The organism is Neisseria sp. HMSC074B07 (genome assembly GCF_001810355.1).
Classification (GTDB): domain Bacteria; phylum Pseudomonadota; class Gammaproteobacteria; order Burkholderiales; family Neisseriaceae; genus Neisseria.
In genome coordinates, this window is sequence record NZ_KV800971.1 from 1 (window position 1) to 4,392 (window position 4,392).

Genomic DNA, 4,392 nt, shown 5'->3' on the forward strand with positions numbered 1-4,392 from the left:
AAACTGTGTTGAGGTTTCGGTTGTCGGGAGGAGGACTTTTTTGCAAAGGTCTCGGAACATATTTTTCATGGGGAAATTAATCGTAAAGGGCAGGCAACGGGATTTCATCATGAAGGATCAATTGGGCATAATACTAGAGCAAGAATTACGAATATTACTCAGAAACAGAATCTACATGGGGTATATGTAGGAAATGTTGAAATTTTTGATTTCACAAAAGGAAAATGGATTAAAAAAACGGTAGATTCATCGTTTTATCCTAAAACATGGTCTCGAAGTCGAGTAATTTCTGAGATTAAAAGTGCATATCATAATGGTTGTATTACTGGAAATAAATTTTCTGGAGTATCAACTAGCGGTGTTATAATCTCAGGATATGTTAATCAAAAAGGATATGATATTAATACAGCATATCCGATTTATTAAGGATTTTTATGTATTTTTATATAGATAGTTATAACATCTGCAGAGTCAAACGTAACAATTTAAAATTTTCTGATGAAATAATTGCAGATTTTCTGGAAGAAGATGTCATGGGAGTAGAAAATACTGTTGATTTAATAATAGACAATATTAGTCAAGTTCAAAACGGTAAGATAGAAATTTGGGAAGGTACGGGTAATGCCCACACAATTTCCATAACAAAAGATAAGATAAATATTTTTAACGAATTTACTGAAATGGATGTAACTATTTATGACTTTGAATACTTTTTGTCCCTTTTATATCAATGGAAAAAATTGATTGAAAGTAGGAAAGAAGTATCTATCTAATTGCCTAATATAGTTAGTTCTATCGCTGACAACGGTAATAAACTGCTTCCAAGGTCAGTATTACGACGAAGAAAGCAGGCTACACTACAACCGTTTCCGCTATTACGACCCTGAAATCGGGCGGTTTGTAAGTCAAGATCCGATTGGTTTGAAAGGCGGGGGAAATTTGTTGCCTATGTTGTCAATCCAACTTTATGGATTGATCCATTGGGATTGGATCATAGAAGTGTTTTCTGGAAAGCTGAGACTTTTACAAAATAGACAATACAAAATATGGAAATAACATTATTCATGGTAAAATTGCTTAGAAAAATTTTTAGATAACCTTCCATCTTTTATAGTTATTCACGCTGCCAGTATTCAGATGATGTTTTTTTAAAAGGAATTTTATGAAAAAATTATTGATTGTTTTATTTGTTGCAGGCGCATTGAGTGCCTGCTCGGCAATTAAGGATAATTCAGAGGTAAGTTTTGCATCTCATCACCACCAATCTAGCGTATACAAAACAGGCAAAACTGCGCTTCCTATTCCTGCCAGTGCGCAAGATTGGGAAAAATATTCCGTCGCTAAAACATCCAAATTAATTGATGTTCCGTTACAAGAGAAGAAAGTCTATTACTTTACGCCCAAATTCAAACTGGTAAAACGTCCTGCTAAAGGAGGTTTTTATCGCGAGATTTTGGGTAAGACCGCTGATGGAAACTTAGTGATTCAGGATTTTTATCAGGATAGTGGAACTAAACAAATCGACCCGGCTGTGATCTCGGTTAAAAATGAGAAAAACTTTAATTCTTCAGAAGCTGTAGACGGTGTCGTAACTTCATACTCAGCAGATGGGAAACTATACAATTTCAAGCAAAAAAATGTTGCGCGCAATGAAGTTGTCTATGGCAATTATGTGGATGGCAAACTGGTCATGGCGAGTGAAACCGATCTTGAAGAGAAAAATGCACTCACTACGTTTTTTTATCCTAATGGTAAGAAAATGATTCAAGTTCATGGATCCGTTTTTGGTGGAGAGGAAGAATATTTTGATGATGACGGGAAATTGTTATTTAGCCAATTAACCAACGAGTTTCCCAAAGAAATAATGGAGTCGGAAGAGAAATATAATAAACTGATCGAGAAACTAAGTGCGTTAGATCTTAAAAAAGTTGAAATTCTTGAAAAATTAGGTGTTTTACCTTAATAAGGTGTTGAAAGGTCGTCTGAAATTTATACATTTCAGACGACCTTTTCAGTTAAAAATAGTAAACCGCCTCGAAACGCGGTAAAATACGCTCCGTTTCCAACACGACGCCTGAATCAGCAGGCTTTTATTATGGACCTTCCCAGTTCGTTTTTACTGAACTTCCCTTCCGGTTTATCCCGAAATACACGATAACCATCCCGCCGAAATGCCCTCCCGCATCCGGCGGGCGGAGCATTTATGAGCATCGAACAAACCCCTCCGAACCTTGAAAGCGACGGTATCGAAAGCGACGTAGAGCGCGTTTCCGCCGATTTCGACCGTATCCACGCGCTGTGCGAAATCCTTTCGCCCGCCTTCCCGCAAATTGAGGAAGGCGTGCCGATTGAGGACGAGGCGTTGCGCGACAAATTTACCGAGCTGACCGTTCTTTTGAACGAGCTGCACCCTGCCGACGTGGCGGCAGTGTTGGAATCGTTGCCGCCGCGCGAGCGTAATATCGTCTGGCTGCTGGTCACGCCTGAAGACGACGGCGAAGTATTGCTGGAAGTGTCCGACGCGGTGCGCGAAACGCTGATCGAGTCGATGGACAAAGACGAGCTGTTGGCGGCGGTCGATGACTTGGATGCGGACGAGCTGGCGGAGCTGGCGGGTGATTTGCCGCACCAAGTGGTCTATGAAGCCTTGCAGACACGCGACGAGGAAGAGCGCGCCCAAGTCAAGGCGGCGATGTCGTATGAAGACAACCAAGTCGGCGCGATTATGGACTTCGAGTTGGTCAGCATCCGCGCCGACGTTGCCTGTGAAGTGGTGCTGCGTTACCTGCGCCGTTTCGAGAGCCTGCCCGATCATACCGACAAGATTTTCGTGGTCGATGAAAACGACATCCTGCAAGGCGTGCTGCCCATCCGCAAACTTTTGGTTGCCGATCCCGAAGACTTGGTGGCGGACGTGATGGCGACCGAAGTCGTGCGCTTCCGGCCCGAAGACGACGTGGAAGAAGCGGCGCAGGCGTTCGAACGTTATGACTTGGTTACCGCGCCCGTTGTCGATGAAAACAAAAAGCTCATCGGCAGGATTACCATCGACGAGATGGTGGACGTTATCCGCGAAGAATCGGAAGCGGATATGTTGAACATGGCGGGTTTGCAGGAAGAGGAAGATTTGTTTGCGCCTGTGTGGGATTCGGTGAAAAACCGCTGGATGTGGCTTGCCGTCAACCTCTGCACCGCCTTTCTCGCCAGCCGCGTTATCGGCGCGTTTGAAGGCAGTATCGAGAAAATCGTCGCACTCGCCGCGCTGATGCCCATCGTCGCCGGTATCGGCGGCAACTCCGGCAACCAAACCATCACCATGATTGTCCGCGCGATGGCGATGGGGCAGTTGACGGGAATGCAGGCGGGACGTTTGTTGAAAAAAGAAGTCGGCGTCGCTCTGGTCAACGGCATCATCTGGGGAACGGTCATGGGCGTGGTGTCATGGCTGCTGTACGGCAGCATCGGCATCGGCTTGGTGATGGTCGCCGCAATGACGCTGAACCTCTTGCTCGCCGCCTCGGTCGGCGTACTCATCCCCGTCATCATGGAAAAATCCGGCCGCGACCCTGCTTTGGGCAGCTCGGTGCTGATTACGGCGGTAACGGACTCCGGCGGTTTTCTGATTTTCTTGGGGCTGGCGACGATGTTTTTGTTGTAAGGTCGTCTGAAAAGCGGACGGGAAAGATAAAAGGTCGTCTGAAACCATGTGATTATGGGTTTCAGACGACCTTTTTAACTTTTATGGTGGATGAACGTGAGCTAAGAGAAGCAAAGAAATTTCTCACTGGATACCACAAAAAACTTCCTTGACAGGTAAATTCGGCGGGGTGGTGGGTAGGGCACTGCGATACCTGCCGTGGATTGTAGCATGGGCTTTGCCGACGGAATCATCTGTTTGGTTTTCGAGTCGGGAGATAACATGGCGTTTTTTTCGTGGGCAGAGCCCACGCTACGGCTGGCTGGGACAAGGTCGTCTGAAATCGTGGGGTGATGGATTTCAGACGACCTTTTAACTTTTATGATGGAGTAACGTGAGTCTAAGAGAAGCAAAGAACTTTCTCATTGACTTCCTTGACAGGTAAATTCGGCGGGGCGGCGGGTAGGGCACTGCGATACCTGCATACCTGCCGTGGATTGTAGCGTGGGCTTTGCCCACGGGATTGATGGCTTGGTTTCCGAGTCGGGCGATAAACAGTGTTGTTTTTTTCGTGGGCAGAACCCACGCTACGGCTGGGGTGAGGTCGTCTGAAATCATGGGGTGATGGATTTCAGACGACCTTTTTATACTTTATGGTGGATGGACGTGAGTCCGAGAGCAGAAAACAACTTCCCTTTAAATACAAAAAATTTTCTTGATAAGTATAGTCAATTAAAAATAAAATAGTACAATAC

General features: G+C 45.1%; 4 protein-coding genes. All 4 read left to right on the top strand.

Annotated features, from left to right (window positions below):
* Positions 1 to 434 precede the first annotated feature (434 nt).
* The 4 genes from HMPREF2726_RS10315 (at position 435) to mgtE (ending at position 3,658) form a co-directional block, all read left to right on the top strand.
* Complete coding sequence (locus HMPREF2726_RS10315; protein WP_070603298.1) at positions 435 to 773, top strand: YacL family protein; 339 nt, start codon at positions 435 to 437, stop codon at positions 771 to 773.
* Positions 774 to 810: 37 nt separating this feature from the next.
* Entirely contained in the window at positions 811 to 1,056 is a 246-nt protein-coding gene (locus HMPREF2726_RS14745; RefSeq protein WP_315401867.1) for an RHS repeat domain-containing protein, read from the top strand.
* A gap of 106 nt (positions 1,057 to 1,162) precedes the next feature.
* The gene (locus HMPREF2726_RS10320; RefSeq protein WP_070603300.1) at positions 1,163 to 1,963 is read left to right on the top strand and encodes a hypothetical protein; all 801 of its coding nucleotides are present in this window, start codon (positions 1,163 to 1,165) and stop codon (positions 1,961 to 1,963) included.
* Between the two features lie 240 nt (positions 1,964 to 2,203).
* Positions 2,204 to 3,658 carry a magnesium transporter gene (gene mgtE / locus HMPREF2726_RS10325; protein WP_049223886.1) on the top strand — a complete coding sequence of 485 codons (1,455 nt, stop codon included), beginning with the start codon at positions 2,204 to 2,206 and terminating at the stop codon, positions 3,656 to 3,658.
* Positions 3,659 to 4,392 lie beyond the last annotated feature (734 nt).

Excerpts from the sequence above, each read along its gene's own strand:
- HMPREF2726_RS10315 (WP_070603298.1), top strand. The coding sequence starts at position 435 with ATGTATTTTTATATAGATAGTTATAACATCTGCAGAGTCAAACGTAAC.
- HMPREF2726_RS10320 (WP_070603300.1), top strand. The coding sequence starts at position 1,163 with ATGAAAAAATTATTGATTGTTTTATTTGTTGCAGGCGCATTGAGTGCC.
- mgtE (WP_049223886.1), top strand. The coding sequence starts at position 2,204 with ATGAGCATCGAACAAACCCCTCCGAACCTTGAAAGCGACGGTATCGAA.